17 protein-coding genes are annotated in these 22,464 nt (G+C 54.7%); 10 read left to right on the top strand and 7 right to left on the bottom strand.

Translation table 11 applies throughout. The annotated features are described in order from the left end of the window. Position 1: 1 nt before the first annotated feature. Positions 2-715 carry a pyridoxine 5'-phosphate synthase gene (locus C1A08_RS00330; protein WP_101570600.1) on the bottom strand — a complete coding sequence of 238 codons (714 nt, stop codon included), beginning with the start codon at positions 713-715 and terminating at the stop codon, positions 2-4. Positions 716-775: 60 nt separating this feature from the next. Between C1A08_RS00330 and C1A08_RS00325 the strand changes: the two genes are divergently transcribed. The 5 genes from C1A08_RS00325 (at position 776) to C1A08_RS00305 (ending at position 6,174) form a co-directional block, all read left to right on the top strand. Then, entirely contained in the window at positions 776-1,663 is an 888-nt protein-coding gene (locus C1A08_RS00325; RefSeq protein WP_055204211.1) for an NAD(+)/NADH kinase, read from the top strand. Positions 1,664-1,750: 87 nt separating this feature from the next. Next, entirely contained in the window at positions 1,751-2,476 is a 726-nt protein-coding gene (locus C1A08_RS00320) for an isoprenyl transferase (protein WP_101570598.1), read from the top strand. Between the two features lie 134 nt (positions 2,477-2,610). Then, on the top strand, positions 2,611-5,049 hold the full coding sequence (locus C1A08_RS00315) for a BamA/OMP85 family outer membrane protein (protein ID WP_101570596.1): 2,439 nt from the start codon (positions 2,611-2,613) through the stop codon (positions 5,047-5,049). A gap of 16 nt (positions 5,050-5,065) precedes the next feature. Beyond that, positions 5,066-5,578: an OmpH family outer membrane protein gene (locus tag C1A08_RS00310; protein WP_101570594.1), complete on the top strand. Its 513-nt coding sequence runs from the start codon at positions 5,066-5,068 to the stop codon at positions 5,576-5,578. A gap of 17 nt (positions 5,579-5,595) precedes the next feature. Further along, on the top strand, positions 5,596-6,174 hold the full coding sequence (locus tag C1A08_RS00305; RefSeq protein WP_101570592.1) for an OmpH family outer membrane protein: 579 nt from the start codon (positions 5,596-5,598) through the stop codon (positions 6,172-6,174). A 70-nt stretch (positions 6,175-6,244) separates the two neighbouring features. On the opposite strand, the gene C1A08_RS00300 is transcribed toward C1A08_RS00305, so the two are convergent. From C1A08_RS00300 to C1A08_RS00285, 4 genes are all read right to left on the bottom strand, one after another. After that, on the bottom strand, positions 6,245-7,408 hold the full coding sequence (locus C1A08_RS00300) for a Gfo/Idh/MocA family protein (protein WP_101570590.1): 1,164 nt from the start codon (positions 7,406-7,408) through the stop codon (positions 6,245-6,247). A 165-nt stretch (positions 7,409-7,573) separates the two neighbouring features. Beyond that, positions 7,574-9,466 (bottom strand): membrane protein insertase YidC, encoded by a 1,893-nt coding sequence (yidC, locus tag C1A08_RS00295; protein WP_101570588.1) that lies wholly within the window; start codon positions 9,464-9,466, stop codon positions 7,574-7,576. A gap of 18 nt (positions 9,467-9,484) precedes the next feature. Continuing rightward, positions 9,485-11,122, bottom strand: coding sequence for a CTP synthase (locus C1A08_RS00290; protein WP_055204223.1), 1,638 nt, complete (start codon positions 11,120-11,122; stop codon positions 9,485-9,487). 4 nt (positions 11,123-11,126) lie between these two features. Next, entirely contained in the window at positions 11,127-13,133 is a 2,007-nt protein-coding gene (locus C1A08_RS00285) for a DUF349 domain-containing protein (RefSeq protein WP_055204224.1), read from the bottom strand. Positions 13,134-13,345: 212 nt separating this feature from the next. Here C1A08_RS00285 and C1A08_RS00280 point away from each other — a divergent pair, with 212 nt between their 5' ends. From C1A08_RS00280 to buk, 5 genes are all read left to right on the top strand, one after another. Next, positions 13,346-13,993: a DedA family protein gene (locus C1A08_RS00280; protein ID WP_101570586.1), complete on the top strand. Its 648-nt coding sequence runs from the start codon at positions 13,346-13,348 to the stop codon at positions 13,991-13,993. Positions 13,994-14,176: 183 nt separating this feature from the next. Then, the gene (gene pta, locus C1A08_RS00275; RefSeq protein WP_055204228.1) at positions 14,177-15,181 is read left to right on the top strand and encodes a phosphate acetyltransferase; all 1,005 of its coding nucleotides are present in this window, start codon (positions 14,177-14,179) and stop codon (positions 15,179-15,181) included. Between the two features lie 31 nt (positions 15,182-15,212). Beyond that, on the top strand, positions 15,213-16,430 hold the full coding sequence (locus tag C1A08_RS00270) for an acetate/propionate family kinase (RefSeq protein WP_101570584.1): 1,218 nt from the start codon (positions 15,213-15,215) through the stop codon (positions 16,428-16,430). 103 nt (positions 16,431-16,533) lie between these two features. Next, positions 16,534-17,439, top strand: a complete 906-nt coding sequence (locus tag C1A08_RS00265; protein ID WP_101571571.1) for a phosphate acyltransferase — start codon at positions 16,534-16,536, stop codon at positions 17,437-17,439. Between the two features lie 6 nt (positions 17,440-17,445). After that, complete coding sequence (buk, locus tag C1A08_RS00260; RefSeq protein WP_101570582.1) at positions 17,446-18,522, top strand: butyrate kinase; 1,077 nt, start codon at positions 17,446-17,448, stop codon at positions 18,520-18,522. A gap of 58 nt (positions 18,523-18,580) precedes the next feature. Here buk and C1A08_RS00255 read toward each other — a convergent pair whose 3' ends face one another. Beyond that, positions 18,581-19,915 carry a serine hydrolase domain-containing protein gene (locus C1A08_RS00255; RefSeq protein ID WP_228385775.1) on the bottom strand — a complete coding sequence of 445 codons (1,335 nt, stop codon included), beginning with the start codon at positions 19,913-19,915 and terminating at the stop codon, positions 18,581-18,583. Positions 19,916-19,920: 5 nt separating this feature from the next. Then, positions 19,921-22,263: a cytochrome c biogenesis protein CcsA gene (gene ccsA, locus C1A08_RS00250; protein ID WP_101570578.1), complete on the bottom strand. Its 2,343-nt coding sequence runs from the start codon at positions 22,261-22,263 to the stop codon at positions 19,921-19,923. Positions 22,264-22,464 lie beyond the last annotated feature (201 nt).

Here is a 22,464-nt window from a genome sequence, read left to right as displayed (position 1 = left end):
GTTACCGAAGTTGTTTCAGGTAGAGCTGGATCGTATTTTCGAACCCGAGGTAGATGGCGTCGGCGATCAGCGCATGGCCGATCGACACTTCGAGCAGGTTCGGAATGTTTTCAGCGAAATATTTCAGGTTTTCGAGGTTCAGGTCATGACCTCCGTTGACGCCGAGACCGCAGCGTGCCGCTTCGCGAGCCGTTTCGACGAACGGGGCGATCGCCGCTTCGCGGTCGGCGGCGTAGTTCTTCGCGTAGGGTTCGGTGTAAAGTTCCACGCGGTCGGCTCCGGCTTCGGCTGCGGCCGGGATCATTTCGGGCCGTGCGTCGACGAATATCGAGGTGCGAATGCCGGAGGCTTTGAACCGGGCGATCACTTCTTTCAGAAAGGTTTTGTGCGTAACGGTATCCCAGCCGGCGTTCGACGTGATCGCGTTGTGCGCATCGGGCACCAGCGTCACCTGGGTCGGGCGGACATCGAGTACCAGATCGACGAAACGGTCGATCGGGTTTCCTTCGATGTTGAATTCGGTCGTAAGCACCGGTTTCAGGTCGTAGACGTCCCGGTAGCGGATGTGTCGTTCGTCCGGCCGAGGGTGCACGGTGATCCCTTGGGCGCCGAATCGTTCGGCGTTCAGCGCCGCTTCGACGACGTTCGGAATGTCCCCCCCGCGGGAATTGCGCAGGGTGGCGATCTTATTTATGTTAACGCTTAGCTTTGTCATATTTTTCGCTATTTTTGTGGGCATAAAGTTACAACACTTTTTTGAGTAATTGGAAATCGGATGAATATAGTTTTGTACAGCCGTGCTCAGCCGTCTTTTTCGGCAGAGGATTTGGACTTGCTGATCAATGCGTTGGACGAAACCGGGATGTCCTACCGGATGAACAAAGACTTTGCCGGACTGATCGGGGCGAAGACCGGCCGGACGTTCGGTGCGGAGCAGATTTACCGGGACAGCGCCGGTATCGGGGACGATGCGCGCGTGATGGTCAGCTACGGCGGCGACGGGACTTTTCTGGATGCCGTGCGGTTGCTCGATAACCGTCCGGTCCCGATCGTCGGGATCAATTCGGGACGTCTGGGTTTTTTGGCGAATATAACGAAAGAAAACATGAAGCAGGCGTTCGCCGATATAAAGGCGGGCGACTACACGGTGGCTCCGCGTTCGCTGATCCATGCCGAGGGCGAGTTTACGCAGCAGCCCGGGTTTCCGTATGCGTTCAATGAGTTTACGATCCAGCGGCATGGGCCGAATATGATCTCGACCGAGGTGTATGTCAACGACGAGATGATCGCTACTTACTGGGGCGACGGCGTGTTGGTTTCCACGCCTTCCGGTTCGACGGCCTATTCGCTGAGCGTCGGCGGGCCGGTGGTGGCGCCCGATTGCCGGTGTTTTTTGATTTCGCCGATCGCGCCGCACAACCTGACGATGCGCTCGGTGGTGATTCCGGACAGCAGCGTGATTACGCTGAGGGTGTCGAGCCGTGAAACCGATTTTGCCGTTTCGCTTGACAATCAGAACTACACGGCGCCCAATGGAGTGACCTTCCGGGTGTCGAAGGCCGAAAAGTCGATTTTTTTGGTGCATTTCCAAAATATATCTTTTTACGATACGTTAAGAAATAAAATGATGTGGGGGATCGACAGCCGGGATCTGGTCAAATAGCGTCGACGCTTTCGGAATCCCGTTGTTATTTTGACGGAAATCCCGGTAATAGTGTTATATTTGCACTCTACATTTTAAAACGAACAGATGGATAATCTCGATCCGGAAAATATACCCCGACACGTGGCCATTATCATGGACGGCAACGGCCGGTGGGCGGAAGAACGCGGACAGGGGCGGGTATATGGCCACATCAACGGCGTGGAGAGTATGCGCAAAGCGATTCGCGCGGCTGTCCGTCGTGGAGTGAAGTTCCTGACCGTTTACGCCTTCTCTACCGAGAATTGGGGGCGTCCGAAAGAGGAGGTGCAGGCGCTGATGGAGTTGTTGTGCACGTCCCTGTCGAACGAAACCGCCGAACTGAAGAGTCAGGGCGTGCGGATGCGGTTCATCGGGGATGTGGAAGCGCTGGCCGAAGATGTGCGTGCGGCGATTGCGCGCAGCGAGAAAGAGACGCACCGGAACGAGAAACTGACCCTGGTCGTTGCGGTCAATTACAGTTCGCGGTGGGAGATTACCCGGATGGCGCAGAAAATAGCCGTGCAGGTACGCGACGAAGGATTGCAGATTCACGAAATTACGGATCGTACCGTGGCCGACAACCTGGTTACGGCGGGGATTCCCGATCCCGACCTGCTGATCCGTACCAGCGGAGAGCAACGCCTGAGTAATTTTTTGTTGTGGCAGTTGTCTTACAGCGAGTTGTATTTTACGGAAACCTATTGGCCCGATTTTGACGAGTCTGAATTCGATAAGGCGATCGCGGAGTATCAGAAGCGGGAGCGCAGATACGGAATATTGATGAAAAAATAACCCTTGTTACACCAGTACAGGAAAAAATGAGAAATAAATTAAGGAACCTGGCAATAGCTTTACTGTTTATATTGATAAATGTTTCCGTTTTTGCTCAACCCGACGACTCGACGAAGCAGACTCAAACTCCGCCGATGATTGATTTCAAATCTACTCCCAAAGCATATATTATCAATAATATAACCGTAAGCGGAGCCACCTACCGCGATCCGCAGTTCATTTCGGCCATGACCGGTCTGGTCAAGGGCGATACGATCATGTTGCCCAGCGAGTACATTTCCAATTCCATTAAGAAAATGTGGGGACAAGGAGTCTTCTCGGATATCCAGATGCTGGTGTCTCCCGTCGGCGATAGCGTGAATGTCGAAGTGGTGCTGAAAGACCGCCCCCGGGTGTATAATTGGAATGTGGAAGGTATCCGCAAGGGGCAGAAATCCGATTTGTTCGAAACCTTGAATCTGAAAAAGGGCCGTGAATTGTCCGATTTTATTCTGAACAGTTCGAAAGAGGCGATTCGAAAATATTTCCGGGAAAAAGGGTTTTATAATACGGAGGTGAGCTACCGCGTGGAAAACGACTCGACGCTGGAGAATGTGGTGAACGTGACGTTTGTGATCAACCGCAACCGACGGGTGAAGATCGGCGATATCGTCTTCGATGGGAACGAAGCGATTTCGGACAGGCAGTTGCGCGGCGCGATGAAAAAGACGCACCGCAAGAGCATCAACTTCCTGCGGGGAGCGAAACTGAAGGAGAAAGAGTATGAAACGGACAAAGAAAATGTAATCGACTATTACAATTCGAAGGGGTATCGCAACGCCACGATCATCAGCGATTCGATCTATCCGATCAGCGACAACCGGATCGGGATCGCGATCAAGGTGGAAGAGGGAAACAAATTCTACTACCGGAACGTAACCTGGACGGGTAACGACGTCTACGATACCAAACAGTTGAACGACATGCTGGGAATCCGCCGGGGAGAAACCTATGACAAAAAGTCGCTGTATAAACGGTTGGGAATCGGTAAGGAGGATAACCCGGAGGATATGTCTTCGGTGAACTCGCTGTATCAGAACAACGGTTATCTGTTCTCCAAGATCGATCCGGGCGAAGAGGTCGTCGGCGAGGATTCGATCGATATCAATGTCAAGATATACGAAGGTAAACAGGCCAAAATCAACGAAGTGGACGTGTCCGGAAACCGGAAGGTGAACGACAACGTGATTCGCCGCGAACTGTACGTGCGTCCCGGCGAATTGTACAACCGTTCGTTGCTGATGGCGACGATCCGGCAGTTGAACCAGATGGGACATTTCGACCCCGAAAAGATGTTGCCGGACGTTCAACCGGTAGAAAATTCCACCGAACTGGTCGATATCGCGTTCCCGCTCGAAGAGGTGGCCAACGACAAATTCGAGATATCCGGCGGTTGGGGAAGCGGCATGTTCGTCGGCTCGATCGGCGTTCAGCTGAACAACATTGCGATCAAGAATTTCTTTAAGAAAGGTGCCTGGCGACCTTTCCCGCAGGGGCAGGGGCAGTCGCTGGCCGTCCGGGCGCAGAGTAACGGTTCGTATTACAAGGCCTTCTCGGTGAACTTTACCGAGCCGTGGTTGGGCGGAAAGAAGCCGAATTCGTTTACGCTCGGACTCTTCTATTCCAACGAGACGAATGCTTACTACGCATGGCAGTCCGGCACCAAGCACTTCCGTACGATGGGCGTTTCGGTCGGCTGGGGACGGAGGCTCAAGTGGCCCGACAGGAACTTCTCGCTGTACCACGAGCTCAGCTACCAGGCCTATAATCTGAAAGACTGGACGTCGTTCATCGTGGAAAACGGCACTTCCAATATTATCGCGTTGAAAACCGTTTTCAGCCGCAATACGGTCGATTCGCCGATCTATCCGCGTACCGGTTCGGAGTTCTCCGTTTCGCTGGCTCTGACTCCCCCCTACTCGCTGTTTCAGAAAAATATCGATTATTCCGATCCCAATTTGCCGGATCGTAAACGGTATAAATGGATCGAATATCATAAATGGCAGCTCAAAGCGCAGTGGTTCTACCCGCTGACCAACAATAACAAGCTGGTGTTTATGGCCAAAGCCGAAATGGGTTACCTGGGATCGTACAACAAGAACAAACCTTCTCCGTTCGAAGGGTTCGATGTCGGCGGCGACGGTATGTCGGGGTATAATGTGTACGGTGTGGATATTATCGGACTGCGCGGATACGAGGATGGCGCCCTGACCCCCTATTCGTATACGACGGACGGACGAACCGATTATGCGCGGGCATACAATAAATATACGATGGAGATACGTTATCCCATTATATTGAAGCCGAATTCGAATATCTATGGTCTGGTATTTGCGGAAGGTGGAAACGCTTTCAGGTCGTGGCAGGAGTTCGATCCTTTTCTGATCAAACGTTCTGTCGGCGTGGGACTTAGAATCTTTATGCCGGTCGTCGGACTGCTGGGTATCGACTGGGGATACGGTTTCGACAGGGCCGTGGGAGCGAGCCACCGCAGCGGAAGCCAGGTGCATTTTATGATCGGTCAACAGTTCTAATTTAAATTATCAGGCTATGAAAAAGTTCGTGGTATTGTTTGCACTCGTATTCTGCGCGGCAAGCGGCGCATGGGCGCAAAGTTATGTATTCGTGAATTCCGAGACGATTTTCAAGTCGCAGGCCGACTACAATAGTGCGATAAAGCAACTGGACGATCTGTCCGCGGAATATCAGAAAAATATCGACGATGCGTATGCGGAGTTGGACGAGACGTTCAACAACTATGCTGCGCAGCGGGGATATCTGTCCGAGACGAGCCGCCAGAACCGGGAGGAACAAATCGTCAACCGGGAAAAAGAGATTAAAAAATATCAGCAGGACGTTTTCGGTCCCGAAGGCGAGCTGATGAAAAAACGTATCGAGTTGATCAAACCGATCCAGGAGCGGGTTTTCGCCGCGATCAACAAGTACGCCGAAACCAACAATCTGGGAATGGTAGTCGACCGGGCGAATAATCAGACCCTGCTCTACTATCAGCCGGCGTTGGACAAAACCGATGAAATTATCAAAATGTTAAACAACAATTAAAACTTAATGTGAATTTTATGAAAACGATTCTCAAATTAACCTTGGTTGCGACGCTGTTGGTAGCGGGGAGCAGTGCTTACGCTCAGAAGTTCGGCTATATCAAGATGGACGACCTGATCTCTCTGATGCCGGAGAACGATTCGGCAATGGTCAAACTACAGGCTTTACAGAAAGAACTGTCGGAGCAATTGGAAGCCGTTCAGGTCGAGTTCAATACGAAGGCGCTCGATTATCAGAAAAATGCCGCTACGCTTTCCGATGCGGTGAAAGAGATGAGGCAGAAGGAACTGGATGGCGTTCAGCAGCGTTACCAGGAACTGAGCCAACTCGCTACGCAGCAATTTCAGAAAGCTCAGATGGATCTGTTCGATCCGGTGCTGAAGAAGGCGCAGGCTGCGATCGACAAAGTAAGCAAGGAAAATAGTTTCACGCTGGTGTTCAATACGGCCAACGAACCGCTGGCTTATTACAACGCGGCAACGGTAACCGACATCCTTCCTCTGTTGAAAAAGGAATTGAACCTGAAAGACAAGCCGACTACTCCGGTGACCGACGCGGCGGCGCCTACGACTCCCGCGACCCCGGCAGCGAAATAACCGGATTTATAAAATACAAAAAGGCTCCTCGAAGAGGAGCCTTTTTTATGCCGGTATGCCGCGCGGCGGGTTATCTTACCCATTCGGTCCATTTACGGTCGTCGTCCGATCCGGATTTTACGATGGTTTCGATGAACTGCATACCGCGGATTCCGTCGTTCACATCAGGAAAATCCGTCCATTCCGGCCGGGGCGCTTCCCCGCTCCGCCGGGCCCGCACGGTACGTGCGAAATTCCGGTAAATGTTCGCAAAGGCTTCGATGTAACCTTCGGGATGTCCGCCGGGCGTGCGGGTGTTGGCTTTTGCAGCGGCTCCCATGTAAGCATTCCCGGTGCGTACGACCTCCATCGGTCGGTCGTTCCATTTGACGTACAGCGTATTCGGTTCCATCTGTGCCCATTCGATGCCGCCTTTTTCGCCGTAGATCCGGATCGTCAGCGGATTTTCTTCACCGGCGGCTACTTGGGTTGCGACCAGCGCGCCGGTGGCGCCTCCGTCGAAACGGAGCAGTGCCGCGCCGTCGTCGTCGAGCAGGCGTCCTTCCACGACTGTACGCAGGTCGGCGCAGAGCGATGTGCATCGCTGCCCGGAGATGTATTCGGCCAGTTGCAGGGCATGAGTGCCGATATCTCCCATCGTCCCCGCTTTTCCGGAGCGGGACGGATCGGTGCGCCATCCGGCGTTTGAGGCGGGGTCGAGTTCGACGCGCGTGGAGAGCCATCCCTGCGTATATTCGACGAATATTTTCCGGATTTTCCCGAAATCGCCGCGGGCGAAACGTTCGCGCGCTTCTTTGACGCCCGGATAACCGGAATAAGTATGGGTCAGCGCAAGGGTACGGCCGGTTTGTTCGACCTTGTCCCTGAGCCGGTAAGCTTCTTCGAGCGAAAAGGTGATCGGTTTGTCGAGTACGACGTCGAAGCCATGTTCCATAGCCATCGCGGCCGGCCCGAAATGCAGTTGGTTCGGAGTGACGATCGATACGAAATCCATGCGCCGTTCTTCCGGCAGCGCGGCTTCGCGCTCGATCATCTGTTGGTAAGAAGTGTATATCCGGTCGTCCGGTAAGAAATATTCCCGGCCGGAAGCCAGTGAAACTTCCGGTTTGCTGCTGAAGCATCCGCAAACCAGTTCGATCTGGTTGTCCATCAGCGCGGCGGCCCGGTGGATCGCACCGATAAAAGCGCCTTTCCCGCCGCCGATCATGCCCATTCTCAGTTTTCGGTTTATCATGATTGTGCTTTTAAGTTGGTTTGTAACAAAAATAGTAAAATATCCGGTTTATGCGGAATCCGTTCCCGAACGTGCCGCGTAAAAGTTACATTACAGTAATTTGCGGCTATAAAAAACGCCGGCTGAACAGCCGGCGTTTTTCGGGTATCGCTTGTTTTGCAGTCGTTATCTCTTTCTGGCCATTTGTTCCCGTTGTTTCATCATCTCTTCGTACCGTTGCTGGAACTTGCTCAACTTGCGCGGTTTTTTGGCATTTTCTTTCATCCGGTGGTGCAGTTTGTCCTCGTTTACGATGTAACGGAACGCATAGGTTTGCCCGATCGTAATGATGTTGCTGACCAGATAGTAGTAACTCAGGCCGCTGGAGTAATTATTGAACCAGAACAGCAGCATCAGCGGCATCAGGTACAGCATCATGAATTTCATGCCGGCCATCTGCGGGCCTGCTCCGGCCGTCTGCGCGTAGTTGATCTTCGACGAAATGAATACCGATACGGCCATCAGCAACGCGAACAGGCTGACATGGTCGCCGTAGAACGGAATGTTGAACGGCAGATGCAGGATGCTGTCGTACGACGAAAGGTCGTCGGCCCACAGGAACGATTTTCCGCGCAGTTCGATCGACGCCGGGAAAAAGCGGAACATGGCGATCAGGATCGGGAACTGGATCAGCATCGGAATACAGCCTCCCATCGGGTTGACTCCGGCGCTTTTGTACAGCGCCATCATCGCCTGCTGTTTCTTCATCGCGTCTTCCTGTTTCGGGTACTTCTCGTTGAGCTTGTCCATTTCCGGTTTCAGCAGGCGCATTTTGGCGGTCGAAAGGTAGGACTTGTAGGTCAACGGCGAGATGATGATTTTGATGAAGATCGTCAGCAGCAAGATGATCAATCCGTAATTCGAAATGTATTTACCCAGGAAATCGAACGTCGGGATTACCAGCCAGCGGTTCACCCAACCGATGATCCAGCCTCCGAGCGGAACCAACTTTTGCAGGTGCAGGTCGTCGTATTTTTTCAGCGTCGAGTATTTGTTCGGGCCGAAATAGAAACTGAAATCGTAATGGTCTGTCTGCGGCGTATAAGGGACGGCCAGTTGCGTATGGAACGTTTTGATCTCGCGGGCGGTAGGCGCAAAGGTCGTGAATTTGACCGAGCCGTTTTGGAAATCGTCTCCGGCGATCAGGATAGACGAGAAGAACTGCTGCTTGAATGCCACCCATTTGATCTTGGAATTGATCGTCTCCTCTTTCGTTTCGTTGGAGATGCCGAGTTCCTCGATGCCGTCGTCGCCCGGGTAATTATAGGCGATCGTCGTGTAACGGTTCTCGTTTTCGAACCCTTTTTCGTTCTGAGGGCCGACATTCTGCCACGTGATTTCCATGTCGCCCTGGTTCGGCGACAAGATTTGCTGCATACCGACGAAACGCACGTCGAAGTCGATCATGTAGTTGTCCTTGCGGATCGTGTAAACGTAATCCACATAGGCGGCCGAATCCACCGGCAACCGCAGGACGAATTCCTTTTGCTCCTGCCCTGCCCCGAAAGTCAGGTCGGTCGCCTCGGCGGGGGTGAAGTAGTAATCCCCTGTTCGTATCTGGGCGTCGTTGTATCCCTGTTTGATGAAGAACGACAGATCGAATACCGAAGTCGTGTCGGCGAACAGCACCAGAGGCTGTCCCCCGTAGGTTTTGTAATCTTTCAGCTCGACCGAAGCGACGCGTCCGCCTTTGTTCGAAAAGCGGATTTTCATCAGGTCGTTCTCGACCGTATAGAAAGTTTCGGTTCCTTTGGTCGCTTGAAAAAGAGAGCTCCCGAGGTGGCGTTCGAGGGCTTGTTCGGCTTGCGCCGTCCGGAGGCTGTCGCCCGCTGGCGAGTTCGTCACGGTGATCTTTTCCACTTTCTGCGTTTGCTGAACGGCTGCCGCATTGGCGGCGTTCAGCGAATCGACGAGCGTTTTGGCTTCGTCGAACTGCGACTGCTGTTTACTGTTGTACCACGAAAAACTGAAGAGTATGACACCGATGATCAGTAGGCCCAGTAGCGTTTTCTTATCCATGTTTTGACGTCTTCTGTTTTATTTACAACTGTTGCTTTCGCAATATTTTTCGGCAGCCTTTACGAACGATACGAACAGCGGATGCGGGTGCAGTGCCGTACTTTTATATTCGGGGTGGTACTGCACGCCGATAAACCACGGATGGTTTTCCAGTTCGACGATCTCGACCAGGTTCGTATCCGGATTTACGCCGACCGGTTTGAGGCCTGCTTGGACGAACTCGTCCAGGTAGTCGTTATTGAATTCGTAACGGTGGCGATGGCGTTCGACGATCTCGGCTTTCCCGTATGCCGCATAGACTTTCGTGCCTTTTTGCAGGGCGCAAGGGTATCCTCCCAGCCGCATCGTGCCGCCTTTTTCGGTCACGCCCTTCTGTTCTTCCATCAGGTCGATCACCGGATGCGTCGTGCTGTCCATCTCGGTCGAATTCGCATCGGCGTATCCGAGCACGTTGCGGGCGAATTCGATTACGCTGCACTGCATTCCAAGGCAGATCCCGAAGAACGGGATTTTCTGTTCGCGGGCGTAACGCACCGCTTCGATTTTTCCTTCGATGCCGCGGTGCCCGAAACCGGGCGCTACCAGAATGCCGCACATGCCTTTCAGTTGCGCGGCGATGTTCTCTTTGGTGATCTTTTCAGAATTTACGTATTGCAGTTTCACCTTCGTATGGTTTGCGGCCCCGGCGTGTATGAACGATTCGACGATCGATTTGTAGGCGTCGGGCAGTTCGGTGTATTTGCCGACCAACGCGATGTTGACCTTTTTCTGCGGATGCTTGACCTTTTCGACGAATTCGATCCAGGCTTTCAGGTCGGGCTCTCCGTTGTCCGGCAGCCGTAGTTTATCGAGCACCACCAGATCGAGTTTCTGGTTCAGCATCATCAGCGGCACTTCGTAAATCGTCGGTACGTCGATCGATTCGACGACCGCATTGACGTCCACGTTGCAAAACAGCGCCACTTTGCGCCGGATGTCGTTGGTCAGGTGCTTTTCGGTGCGCAGTACCAGCGCGTCGGGCTGCAGGCCGTTTTCGAGCAACTGCTTGACCGAATGCTGGGTCGGCTTGGTCTTGAGTTCGCCGGACGCGGCCATGTACGGAATCAGGGTCAGGTGCACGACCAGCGAGTTGTTCGCTCCCAGTTCGTAGCGGAGCTGCCGGACGGCTTCGATGTACGGCAACGATTCGATGTCGCCGACCGTGCCGCCGATCTCGGTGATGATAACGTCGTATATTTTCTTGGCACTCAGCAACTTGATTCGCCGTTTGATTTCGTCGGTGATGTGCGGGATGACCTGCACGGTCTTGCCGAGGAATTCGCCGCGCCGTTCTTTGTTGATAACGCTCTGGTAGATGCGTCCGGTGGTGACGTTGTTGGCCTGTGAAGTCGGGATGTTCGTGAAACGTTCGTAGTGCCCGAGGTCGAGGTCGGTCTCGGCGCCGTCTTCGGTGACGTAGCATTCTCCGTGTTCATAGGGATTCAGCGTTCCCGGATCGACGTTGATGTACGGATCCAGCTTCTGGATCGCTACTTTATAGCCCCGGGCTTGCAACAGCCGCGCGAGGGATGCGGAGATAATCCCCTTTCCCAGCGAAGAGGCGACGCCTCCGGTGACAAAGATAAATTTCGTTTTGTTCGTGTTACTCACAGCCATGTTTTTACTCTCCCTGCTTATCTATCATGTTAATCTTTTCAATCGTGGTTGCCATTTCCTCTTTCGCCTTGGCGATCTTCTCGTTGACGTCACGGATCATGGCCTCGGCGTTCTTGCTTTTCGAGAAGAAGCCGATGTTGTTTTCCAGCAGCGCGATGTCCGCTTCGAGTTGTTTCATCTTGTTGTACAGTCGTTCGCGTTCGTGGCGCAGGCGGCGGTCGTTGGCGTTGTCTGCCGCCAGGTTTTGGATTTTGCCTTTGAAGCGTTCCAGATGACGCTCTTTTTCATTGCCGCGCAACTTGGCGAAAGCGGCATCGACCAACTGACGCCATTCGTTTTGGATAGCCTCTTTTTGCCGGATCGGCACGAATCCGGTTTCGGCCCAGCGGCGTTGCAGTTCTTTCAGTTTGTCGAAAGCCTTTTCCTGTCCGTCCGCGACGAAGTTTTTCATCTCTTCGATCAGCGCGCGTTTTTTCGTCAGGTTCTCTTCGTATTGGGTGTCGATCGTTGCGAAGTGGGCCGCCTTGCGCTCGAAGAAACGGTCGCAGGCCGTGCGGAACCGTTTCCACACCGCATCCGAATGGCGGCGTGCGACCGGCCCGATCTCTTTCCACCTTTTCTGTAGCGCGATCAGTTCGTCGGTGGCTTTTTTCCACTCCTCGCTGTCCTGAACGGCTTCGGCCGCAGCGCATATTTCGTTTTTCAGTTGCAGGTTGCTTTCCATCTCCATTTTCGTCTGGAGATAGAAATTCCGTTTGTTTTCGAAAAATTTATCGCATGCGTTGCGGAAGCGTTCGTAAATTTTGGTGTTGTCTTTTTTCGGGGCGAAACCGATCGTTTTCCATACTTTCTGGATTTCGATCAGTTGTTCCGAGGCTTTGTTCCACTCCTTGCGGGAGATCGGCGCAGCGGTGACCAGTTCCTCGGTCTTGACGCAAAGCTCGGTTTTCAGGTCGAGGTTTTTCTTTTGTTCCTCTTTCAGTTGGTCGAAATGTTCCTGATGCCGTTTGTTGATTTTCGAACTGGCTTCGCGGAAACGGTCCCACAATTGTTCCTTGTATTCGTTGGTCACAGGGCCTATTTCGCGCCACTGTTCGTGCAGCTTCTGTAATTTGTGGAACGCGGTAATGACCGAGTTCTCCAGCACCAGCGCTTCCGCCTCTTCGCACAGGGCGATTTTGGCTTCGTAATTCTTTTTCAGGTCGAGGTCGCGCAGTTCCTTGTTGATCTTGATGAAATTGTAGAAATTCTCGACGTGCAGGTTGTAAGTTTCCCACAGGTCTTTCATGACCGACTGCTGTACGAGCCCTGTCTCTTTCCAGCGCTGTTGCAGTTCGCGGAACGTGTTGAATGTCTGATTGAGCGTTTCGTTACTGTTGACCAGTTCTTTCAGTTCTTCGATGATCTGGAGTTTGGTCTGGTAGTTGGCTTCTTTTTCGGCGTCCAGCCGGGCGATGAACTCATTGCGTTTCTCGCGGTATTCGGCGAATAGCGTCTTGAACTGCTGTTCCGCTTCGTTTGCGGGCGGAACGAAATCTTCGCTATTGCCGCCCGATTCGACGAACAGCTTGCGCAACTGATCCACCTCGTTGCGGTAATTCTTATAGAAGGCTATTTTGATGGCTTCCACGTCTGCGCGGATCGTCTGTACGGGCTTCGTCCGCAGCAGCGTTTCGAAAATCGCGAGCAATTGTTCTTTGTTCTTCCCGGAATAGTCGACCGTCTCCGAAACGCGATCCCCGCCGGCGTTTTCTTCCGCAGGTTCTTCGTCTCCCAGATCGAATTCCGGAGCGTCGGCCGCCAGGGCCGCCTCTTCGTCCGAGAAGTCTACGACCGGATCGGCGGCGTTTTCCGGGGCCGGAGCCTGCGGGTCGGCCGGTGCGTCTTGCCGGTTCTTGCTTTCTTTTTCGACCGCCGGTTCGGCAGTCGGAGCGGTATCCGTCGTATCCTCAATGCCGGAAGCATTGACTTGTTCCTCGGGAACAGGCAGTTCGTTGTTTTCGGTAACCATCATCAAACGTTTTTAGATTCAGAAAAGTCCCGCTGCCAGCGGGCAGCTTTAAATTACAAAAGTATATGATTTTTCCTAAAAAACACAGTTCCCGTTCAAAAAGTTACCGGTATTCACGCCCTTTGCGGGAATATATAGCGAGCTTCTTAACTGTTTTTTAACAATAATTGCCTAAAATTGCATTTCCAAATTTTGCGATAACTCGAACTTTTATGGAATATGTTCATTTTCTGATCGATTTTTTGCTGCACATCGACGTGCATCTGGCGCAGATGGTCGCCCAGTACGGCGTATGGGTATACGCGATCCTGTTCGCGATCATTTTCTGCGAGACCGGCCTGGTCGTAACGCCTTTTCTGCCCGGAGATTCGCTGCTGTTCGTAGGCGGCGCGCTGGCCGCTTTGCCGACCAACGAGTTGAATGTCCATTTGCTGGTGCTGGCGGTGGCTGTCGCCGCCGTGTCGGGAGATGCGGCCAATTACACGATCGGCCGTTTGTTCGGCGAAAAATTGTTCAGGAATCCGGATTCCCGGATTTTCAAACAGAGTTACCTTGAGAAAACGCACGCTTTTTATGAAAAATACGGCGGAAAAACGATTATTCTGGCGCGATTCGTTCCGATCGTGAGGACGTTCGCTCCGTTCGTGGCCGGCATGGGGCACATGAGCTATCGGCATTTCGCCCTTTTCAATGTGGTCGGCGGGTGTGCCTGGGTGGCCGTTTTCTGTTACGCCGGATTTTTGTTCGGCGGACTGGACGTGGTGCAGGAAAATCTGAAGCTGTTGATCGTCGTGATCATCGTCGTTTCCATTTTGCCGGCTGTGATCGAGATATGGCGCAATAAACGTAAAAAAAAGTAAAATACATTTTCATTTCGTCGGTAAATGGCTACCTTTGTGTGATTTTGTTGCGGCCCCGGGCTGTCCTCTTTTTATCTCGACGGATGAGAAGAGCGTTTTTTTGCAGGGTATCCGGTCGCTCTCACCTCTTTACGGCCGGTTGTCGTTTCGGATGAAAACACAATTTAAATAATAATTGGTATTATGGAATTTGTCGATAAAATCAAACAGAAGGCGAAAAGCAACATCAAAACGATCGTCCTGCCGGAAGCCTACGAGGAACGCAACCTGAAGGCTGCCGACCGGATTATCAGCGAAGGGTTTGCCGATCTGATCCTGATCGGGAATCCGGATCAGATCCATCATCTGGCTTCGGAACTCTATCTGGAAAATATCGGGAAGGCGAAGATCGTCGATCCGCAAAACAATCCCGATAAGGAAAAGTACGTGGAACTGATGCTGAAGCTTCGGGCAGCCAAAGGATTGACCCGCGAACAGGCCGAAAAGCAGATCGCCGATCCGCTGTATTTGGGCGCCGTGATGGTGAAGGCCGGCGATGCGGACGGAGAGGTAGCCGGCGCGAACAATGCGACCGGCGACGTGTTGCGTCCCGCTTTTCAGTATGTTAAGACCATACCGGGGATCAGCGTCGTGTCCGGAGCGTTCATTATGATGCTGAAAGACCCGATGTTCGGGGAGAACGGGATGATGGTGTTCGCGGATTGTGCGGTGCATCCGAATCCTACGGCCGAAGAGTTGGCGCAGATCGCCGTGATGACCGGGCGGACGACCCGCGTGATCGCCGGTTTCGAACCGCGTATCGCGATGCTGAGTTTTTCGTCGAAAGGTTCGGCCAAACATGAAATGGTCGACAAGGTGGTGCGCGCGACCGAATTGGCCAAGGAGTTGGATCCGACGTTGATGATCGACGGGGAGTTGCAGGCCGACGCCGCGATCATTCCGGGTATCGGCGCGCAAAAAGCTCCCGGCAGCAAGATCGCCGGCAAAGCGAACGTACTGGTATTCCCGACGCTCGAAGTCGGCAACATCGCCTACAAGTTGGTGCAGCGCATGGCGCATGCCGAGGCGATCGGTCCGATCCTGCAGGGAATGGCCGCTCCGATCAACGACCTTTCGAGAGGGTGCTCGGTGGACGATATCGTCGGACTCGTCGCGATTACGGCATGCCAGGCGGGAGGAATGAAGTAATCTGAAGGTTAATATAAAGTGATATAAACTTATGAAAATCCTTGTTTTAAACTGTGGTAGTTCGTCGATCAAGTATCAGGTGATCGACATGAAGAGCGCCACGGAATATTCGCTGTTGGTGAAGGGCATTATCGAACGGATCGGTCTGTCCGACGCGATCCTGACGCATAAGCCGGTCGGAAAACCGGTTTACGAAGTGGTGCGGAGCATTCCGGATCATACGAGCGGGATCAGCCTGATCCTGGACGCGCTGGTCGATCCGGAGTACGGCGTACTGGAAAGCATCTCGGAGATCGCGGCGGTCGGTCACCGCGTGGCTCACGGCGGAGAGTATTTTAAGGACAGCGCTTTGGTGGACAAGTCCGTCAAGCAGAAGATCGAAGCTTGCTTCGACTTGGCTCCGTTGCATAATCCGGCCAATCTGAAGGGGATTCTCGCGATGGAAAACATCCTGCCGAACACGCCGCAGGTGGCCGTATTCGATACTTCGTTCCACCAGACGATGCCGGCCAAGAATTTTATGTACGCCCTCCCCTATAAATATTACGAGGATTACCGGGTGCGCCGTTACGGTTTCCACGGAACGAGTCACAAATATGTGGCCCAGACGGCTTGCAAGTTGACGGGGATCGATATGAATCGGTCGAAAATCGTGACTTGTCATATCGGTAGCGGAGCGTCGGTGGCGGCGATCCTGAACGGGGAGTCTTACGATACGTCGATGGGATTCACGCCGGTCGACGGCCTGATTATGGGAACCCGTTGCGGCAGCACCGATCCCGGCGCGCTGATTTATATCGCCGAGAAAGAAGGGATCAATCTGGATCGCCTGAGCGTGATGATCAATAAGGAGTCCGGAATGCTCGGCATTACCGGCGTTTCGTCCGATATGCGCGATATCCGCGTTGCGGCCGAGAGTGGGAATCCGCGGGCCGAACTGGCGATCGAAATGTTTGCGGCGCGGATCAAGAAGTTCGTCGGCGCGTATGCCGCGCTGATGGAGGGGATCGATATGATCGTCTTTACCGGGGGAATCGGCGAAAACGATCCGGGAACCCGGGAGCGCGTCAGCAAGGGGCTCGAATTCATGGGCGTGAAATTCGATCCCGAGGTGAACCGGGGCGTGCGCGGAAAAGACGTCGTGCTCTCTGCGCCGGATTCGCGCGTCAAGGTCGTTACGATCGCTACGAACGAAGAGTTGGTCATCGCTTCGGATACGTTCCGGTTGACCAAAAAACGCTCCGAATAATACGGTTGTTGCGGCGAATGCAAACGAATGTTCGAAAAGTTTTCCGGAATGAAAAAAACGGAAAACTTTTTGATGTTTCAAAGGATTGTTAAATTATGAAACGATGATAACGAAACTGGAAGAAATCATTCAGACCGTCCAGGGGCAGCCGCGTAAAAAACTGGCGGTAGCCTATGCGCAGGATTCGCACACGCTGGAGGCCGTTGGCGCGGCGGTGGATATGGGAATCGTCGAAGCGATCCTCGTCGGCGACCGCGACGAGATCGAGCGGGTTTGCATGGCGGACGAGATCGACCCGGAAAAGTTTTCGGTGATCGACCAGAAGAGCGATGTCGCCTGCGTGGCGACGGCCGTGAAAATGATCCATGACGGAATGGCCGATATTCTGATGAAAGGGCTGGTTTCTACCGACAAATACATGCGCGGGATTCTCGACAAGGAATTCGGGTTGCTTCCGCCCAAAGGGGTGTTGAGCCATGTGGCGGTGCTGGAGCTGCCGATGTATCACAAGTTGCTGCTGGTGTCGGATGTGGCGGTGATCCCCTACCCCGACCTGGATCAGAAGGTGCGGATCACCCGCTATCTGATCGAGGCGGCTCGGGCGCTGGGCGTTCAGAAACCCAAGGTCGCGGTGGTCGCTCCGAGCGAGCAGATGCTACCGAAAATCCAGTCGGCGGTCGATGCGGCGATCCTGTCCAAAATGGGCGACCGGGGACAGTTCGGAAATGCGTTGATCGACGGTCCGTTAGCGGTGGATGTGGCGCTGGTGAAGGAGGTAGCCCAGACCAAAGGGCTGTCGAGTCCGGTTGCAGGCGACGCCGACTGCCTGTTGTTCCCGACGCTGGATGCGGCGAATGCTTTCTTTAAGGCGGCAAACCAACTATGCCGCGCACCGCTGGCCGGGATGGTGGTCGGCACCAAATGTCCGTGCGTACTGACGTCCCGCGGCGATTCTCCGGCGTCGAAGCTCTATTCGATCGCAATGGCTGCGTTGTCCGTTAAAAAGTAAGAAGTGATGAAACAATACGGAATATTGGCGATCAACCCCGGTTCGACTTCTACGAAAATTGCGGTGTATCTCGATGAAACGGAGGCGATGAGCCGGACGATCCGTCACTCGGCGGAGGAGCTGCGGCCGTTCGCCCGCGTGACCGACCAGTTCGGTTTTCGCCGGGATCTGATTCTGAAAGTTCTGGAGGAGGAAGGTATTGCGCTGGACTCGCTGTCTGCGGTTATCGGGCGCGGGGGATTGGTCAAACCGATCGCTTCGGGCGTGTACGAGGTGAACGACGCGCTACGTCGGGATTTGATCCACGCTCCGCAGGGCGAGCACGCCTCGAACCTGGGCGGACTGCTGGCTGTCGAAATCGCGTCGCGGGTTCCGGATGCGAAGGCTTATATCGCCGATCCGGTCGTCGTGGACGAATTGGACGACGTAGCCCGCGTCTGCGGGCACGCGCTGTTTCGCCGGGTCTCTATTTTCCACGCTTTGAATCAAAAAGCCGTATCGCGGATTTATGCCGCGCGGGTCGGGAGAAAGTACGATGAACTGAACCTGATTGTCGCCCACCTGGGGGGCGGTATTTCGGTCGGCGCTCACCGGGGCGGACGGGTGATCGACGTGAATAACGCGTTGGACGGCGACGGCGCTTTTTCGCCCGAACGGTCGGGAACCCTACCGGCCGGACAGTTGGTGAAGCTCTGTTTCAGCGGACAATATACCGAGGCCCAGATCCGGCGAATGCTCTGCGGCAGCGGTGGTCTGGTTTCGTTGGCGGGCTCCAACAGCGTGCAGGAATTGCTCGAACGAGCGAAACAGGGCGACCGGGCCTGCGAACGGATCATCTACGCGATGGCTTACAACGTGGCCAAGGAGATCGGAGCTATGGCTGCCGTACTCGGCGGTCGGGTCGATGCGATTCTGATTACCGGCGGCATCGCGTACAGCGGCACGGTTTGCGACGCGATTCGCGAACGCGTTTCCTTTATCGCTCCGGTCGAGGTGATTCCCGGTGAAGACGAGATGGGAGCGCTGGCCGAAAATGCGCTGCGGGTATTGCGGGGCGAAGAGATGCCGAAGAAGTACGAATAAAACGTGCCGAAGAGATGTTTCCGGGACGTTTCGAAAGACCGGCAGCCGGCGCTGCCGGTTATTTTTTTGCCGGCGACAGTCGGGACGACCGGACGGAATCGGCCGGCTGTTCGACCGAAAACAGATCGCGGTCGGGCCATTTTTTTATTTTGCCCATCGCTTGTTTCATCATTGCGGCGATTTTCCGGGGAAAGCGGGAACCCGACCAGGAACTCGTGTTGGTGATGAATACCCAGGTGTAACCGTCGTGCTGCCGTTTGAGCATTGCGCTCGATCCGGACAGCGACCCGGTGCGCGACCAGTCGTCGCTTTCGGTGGTTCTCATCCAGCCGATCGGGTATTTCGATTTGTCTTTTTCGGTCATGTAGGCGATGGTTTCCGGTTTCAGGATGTCCGGCCGCGAATCGCCGGGGTCGATCGCCGTAATGAACTTCATCAGTTCCGCCGGAGAGGCTACCCAGCCTCCTGCCCCGCTCAGCACCTGCATGTCGCAGCCGCCGTAGCTGCGCGGAACCAACCGGCCGCTGCCGTCGAACGCTTCGGTCGGCTCGGCGTCGGAAGGCTCGTAATAGCGGACTTCGTTCGGGAATTTCTGTTCGTAGGACGAGCGGCCGATGTGCATGTCGTGGCATCCGGCGGGCGACAGAATGCTGTCCCGGATGAAACTCTCGTAAGGCAGTCCGCTCGCTTTTTCGATTACTTTGGTCAGTACCACGTAGCCGAGGTTCGAATAGAGGTTGCTGCTTCCCGGTTCGTAGCGCAGGCGGGTTTCGGCCGCATAACGCACCATGTCGTCGAATCCCACCGGCGGAGCGATGCCCAATTGTTTTGCGACGCTCACCGAGCAGAACAGCGGATCGCCGCTGCGGATCGAGTAGCCTCCCTGGTGGCGCAGCAGATGCTCGACGGTTATTTTTTCGATCCGTTTGTCCCGTATATTCCGAAACAGCGAATCGTTCAGGATGCCGTCGGCGCCGAAGACCCGGTCGCCGAGCGAAAGCCGTCCTTGTTCGCAGAGTTTCATGATGCCGGTCGCCGTGATCAGCTTGGAGAGGGATGCGATCCGGAAGATATGCCGGACGTCGGTACGGATGCCCTGTTCTTTGTCTGCCCAGCCGAATCCCTTGCTGTATAGTAGTTTGCCGTCTTTCATAATGGCGATCGACGCGCCGGTGATCTCCCATTGTTGCATGAAGCGTTCGACGATCCTCTCGAACTGCCGGGTCTCTTCGAGCTCCGAGTTGGAGTTGTCGAGCAGGTGGTTGATCCCTTCGGGTAGAATGATTTCCGGGATCGGGTTGTAAACGTTCCGCACGCTTTCGTGACAGCTCCGGTTCAGCGTGAAGACGGTCAGTATCAAACACAGCAATGCGTAAAAGTATCTGAATTTCACGGAGATCAGCTTGTTTTTTTGTTTTTATGATAACGGACGGCAGCAACGGCGACCAGCACGAGCACCCCTGCTCCCGCAGCCAGTACGATTTCCGGCGAAAAGCCTTCGCTCTTTCCGTAGGAGTGCAATCCCGACAGGTAATAATTCACACCGAAGAAAGTCATCAGCACCGTCGAAAAACCGACCACCGACATAACGTCGAAGACCAGCGGGTTCGTATTCAGCCGCGGAATAAAATGCAGGTGCGTCGTGACCGCGTAAACGATCATCGTGATCAGCGCCCAGGTCTCCTTCGGGTCCCAGCCCCAGTAACGGCCCCAGGACTCGTTGGCCCAGACGGCGCCGAAAAAGATGCCGGTGGTCAGCAGCACCAGCCCGACGAGCATCGCCATTTCGTTGATGATCCTCAGTTCCGCGAGGTTCTTTCCTGCGATCGTGGCGATCAGCGAAGCGATGCCGCAGGCCGCGCAGATACCGAAAAAACCGTAGCTGGCGGTAATGACCGACACGTGGATCATCAACCAGTAGGATTTCAGCACCGGTACCAGCGGGGTGATCTGCGGGTCGAGCCAGTTCAGGTTCGATACGAACAGGACGACCCCGCCGAGCAGCGCGGCCAGCGCGAGGGCCAGTTTCGACCGGCGGGCGAAAACGATTCCCGACAGTACGGTTGCCCAAGCGACGTAGACCATCGATTCGTAAGCGTTCGTCCAGGGGGCGTGGCCGCTGATGTAGCTGCGCAGTCCCAGTCCGAACGTATGCAGTGCGAAAACGATGAATATGGCGATCGAAACGACCCGGGCGGCGAGCGTCGCTCGGCGTTTGTTCTTTCCGAACATCCCCCGTAGGGCCGTTACGAGCAGGATTCCCCCGAGGATCAGGTAGGCCCGGAACGAAATCCGGAAAATATCCGCCCGGTTGTACAGGATTTCGGCTTCGATCCGCAGCGGTTGCAGCGACGGCGTCCGTGCTTGCTGGTATTGCCGGATGGCGTCGAGCGCCCGTCCGGCGGCCTGCGGGTCGGTTTGGGTCAGCGCGTTGCGGAATGCCGCGAACAGCCTCGGTGTCAGAACCGTGTCGGCTTCCGTCCGGTCGTCGCCCGGCGATATCCACCGCTGCGATCCGGCGACCGGGAAGATCGGGAACATCTGCCCGTTCAGCAGGGCGTACAGGATATTGACCTTTTCGTCCAGTTTCAGCAGCGTTTGTTCCGGCTTCGTGCGGTGCGCGGGCGGTTTGGCGTAAATGGTTTCCACCTGTTTCTTCAGCCGGTAATCGCCCCGATCGTCGAACATCGCATCGAACGATACGTATTTGTCCGGAAAACACGCTTCTTCCGGAAGAGGATTCTGTCCGATGTAAAGGATCGGTTCGCGGCCCCATGTCTGCCGGTCGGTCAGGATGCCGGCCAGCACCTGGTTGGCATTCAGATTTCCGTAGCTGTCGCGGTGATACAGCTTGCGGAGAATCTCCGAAGCGTAACTGTCCACCGGTTCGATGCGTCCGTCGGAAGATTGCAATAGCAATCGTCCGAACCGTTCGGCGGTTTCGGGCGCGATGCCGCCGGGAGTGGCGGGGCGGGCTGCGGCGACGGCTACGACGGACGAGCCGGCGAACAGAACGACCAGCGTCGCTTTTCCCAATTTCGCGTAAAGCGTTCTGAAACGGGAGCCTTTCTGGCACAAGGCGACTATCAGTCCGGCGATCAGCAGAAAATAGCCGGCGTAAGAAACGGCCGTGCCGACCGGATCGTGGTTCACCGACAGAATCGTGCCCTGTTCGTCCGGGTCGTAGGACGATTGGTAAAGGCGGTATCCCCCTACCCGCGCGATGTTGTTCATGTAGATTTTCCGGTGCGAGACATCGTCCCGGTAGCGGATCGTCACGTCGCTTTCATACGAAGACGGGCTTTGCGAACCGTGGTAGCGATGAAGTGTGAACCGGTTCAGCGTAACCGAAAACGGCAACGTCTGCACTTTGCGGTCGGGAGTCATCATCCGCCGGGCGGTTTCTCCCTCGCGGATGTGCATGTAGCCTTCTTCGCCCCACATGTGCGTGATAAAAGCTCCGGCGAGGATGACGACGAATCCGTAATGCAGCAATAACGCTCCCCTCCGCCGCCGGCTCCAGAGGTTCAGCCTCCGGCCGATCAGCATAAAATTCACGCAGAGCAGTAATAGCAGCAGGTCGAACCACCAGGCGTTGTAAATGATGCCGCGGGCCGCCTGCAGGTTCATTCCGGCCTCGATCAGCGTGGCTCCGGCCATCGCGACGGCCAAGACCCCGAGTAGTACGAAAGCGGTGCTCCACCGTGTCAGCAGGATGCGGATGTCGTTCAACAGGTTCATAAGTCCGGGAAACAGATACTGTACAAAGATACATTCCCGGAAACAAAAAACGGCCGGTCGCTCGCATTAATTTGTTAAAATAGATGTAACTTTCAGATATTAAGGATCGGATGCGGCGTCGATCCGGGCCGGGATCAATTTTACCGCGCCGTTGAGTCCCTGCGGGACCGTTCGTCCCGGGACGCGTTCGGTTGCCGGTTT

This window comes from Alistipes sp. cv1, from assembly GCF_900240235.1.
Classification (GTDB): domain Bacteria; phylum Bacteroidota; class Bacteroidia; order Bacteroidales; family Rikenellaceae; genus Alistipes_A; species Alistipes_A hominis.
This window is presented reverse-complemented; position numbering and strand designations above follow the sequence as displayed.

Coding starts and splice junctions, on each gene's coding strand:
- C1A08_RS00330 (WP_101570600.1), bottom strand. CDS start 715: ATGACAAAGCTAAGCGTTAACATAAATAAGATCGCCACCCTGCGCAAT.
- C1A08_RS00325 (WP_055204211.1), top strand. CDS start 776: ATGAATATAGTTTTGTACAGCCGTGCTCAGCCGTCTTTTTCGGCAGAG.
- C1A08_RS00320 (WP_101570598.1), top strand. CDS start 1,751: ATGGATAATCTCGATCCGGAAAATATACCCCGACACGTGGCCATTATC.
- C1A08_RS00315 (WP_101570596.1), top strand. CDS start 2,611: ATGATTGATTTCAAATCTACTCCCAAAGCATATATTATCAATAATATA.
- C1A08_RS00310 (WP_101570594.1), top strand. CDS start 5,066: ATGAAAAAGTTCGTGGTATTGTTTGCACTCGTATTCTGCGCGGCAAGC.
- C1A08_RS00305 (WP_101570592.1), top strand. CDS start 5,596: ATGAAAACGATTCTCAAATTAACCTTGGTTGCGACGCTGTTGGTAGCG.
- C1A08_RS00300 (WP_101570590.1), bottom strand. CDS start 7,408: ATGATAAACCGAAAACTGAGAATGGGCATGATCGGCGGCGGGAAAGGC.
- yidC (WP_101570588.1), bottom strand. CDS start 9,466: ATGGATAAGAAAACGCTACTGGGCCTACTGATCATCGGTGTCATACTC.
- C1A08_RS00290 (WP_055204223.1), bottom strand. CDS start 11,122: ATGGCTGTGAGTAACACGAACAAAACGAAATTTATCTTTGTCACCGGA.
- C1A08_RS00285 (WP_055204224.1), bottom strand. CDS start 13,133: ATGGTTACCGAAAACAACGAACTGCCTGTTCCCGAGGAACAAGTCAAT.
- C1A08_RS00280 (WP_101570586.1), top strand. CDS start 13,346: ATGGAATATGTTCATTTTCTGATCGATTTTTTGCTGCACATCGACGTG.
- pta (WP_055204228.1), top strand. CDS start 14,177: ATGGAATTTGTCGATAAAATCAAACAGAAGGCGAAAAGCAACATCAAA.
- C1A08_RS00270 (WP_101570584.1), top strand. CDS start 15,213: ATGAAAATCCTTGTTTTAAACTGTGGTAGTTCGTCGATCAAGTATCAG.
- C1A08_RS00265 (WP_101571571.1), top strand. CDS start 16,534: ATGATAACGAAACTGGAAGAAATCATTCAGACCGTCCAGGGGCAGCCG.
- buk (WP_101570582.1), top strand. CDS start 17,446: ATGAAACAATACGGAATATTGGCGATCAACCCCGGTTCGACTTCTACG.
- ccsA (WP_101570578.1), bottom strand. CDS start 22,263: ATGAACCTGTTGAACGACATCCGCATCCTGCTGACACGGTGGAGCACC.